The sequence below is a fragment of the Kineococcus glutinatus genome, from assembly GCF_039542765.1.
GTDB classification, from domain to species: domain Bacteria; phylum Actinomycetota; class Actinomycetes; order Actinomycetales; family Kineococcaceae; genus Kineococcus_A; species Kineococcus_A glutinatus.
In genome coordinates, this window is record NZ_BAABIL010000459.1 from 1 (window position 1) to 905 (window position 905).

General features: G+C 78.5%; 1 protein-coding gene. It reads right to left on the reverse strand.

All coding sequences use genetic code 11. The annotated features are described in order from the left end of the window. Positions 1-798, reverse strand: a 798-nt coding sequence (locus tag ABEB16_RS15980) for a cupin domain-containing protein (protein ID WP_345713217.1), incomplete at its 3' end; no start/stop codon positions are given. Between the last annotated feature and the right edge of the window lie 107 nt (positions 799-905).

Below are 905 nucleotides of genomic sequence, written 5' to 3' on the forward strand. Positions count from 1 at the left end.
GGCCGGTCCGGCACCGGCGACGACGTCGCCGAGGACGTCGGCCCAGGTGGTGGCGAGCAGCCCGACGGTGAGGTGGATGGAGCGCTCGTCGGCGGTGCGGGCCGAGTGCAGCCAGCCGCGGGGCAGGTAGAGCGCGTCGCCGGGGCGCAGCACCGCGTCGATGACGGGCTCGCGCCCGGCCGCCGGGTCCGGCCCCAGCGCCGAGGACGGCTGGGACCGCAGCGGAAGCTCCACGACGGGCGGGTGGATCGTCCAGTGCTTCTCGCCGTCCACCTGCAGCACGACCACGTCGTGGGTGTCGTGGTGGGGGCGGAAGCCCTGCGCACCGGGCGGGGTGACGTAGACGTTGACCTGGCACTGGTGGCCCAGCTCGGCGGCGAGGTCGGCGCAGAAGGCGGCCAGCGGTGGCCACGTCCGGTGCAGGGCCTGCAGCACGATGGTGGCGCCGGCGGCGTGCGCGCGAGCGATGCCGTCGGGGTCGGGCAGGTCGGACAGCTGCCGGTCGCCGGCGCGGGCGCTGCGGGTCCACCCGGCGCGCGGCAGGGTCCGCCCGTCCTGGACGAGCGTGAAGAACGGGGTGCGCAGCCCCCGCGGGCCGAGCAGCTCGTCGACGTCGGCGGCGCGGAACAGGTCCTCGAAGCCGTCGCCGCCCCGCGCGGCCGCCCGCACGAGCAGCGGGCGGGTGTTCCAGTGCTCGGCGGCGAACCGGTCGGCGGCCTCGCCGAAGCAGCGGCGCAGGGGGCCGGTGGCCCCGGTCCCGCCCGCCGCGCGGGCGGGCGGGACCGGGGAGGGCGCCACGGTGGTCACCTCAGGCCCCGGCGGGGTCCGAACCGGCCGGGTCGGACCCGGTGGGGTCGACCTGGGTGGAGTCGCTGTCGCCGGAGTCGGCGTCGCCGCCGTCCGCG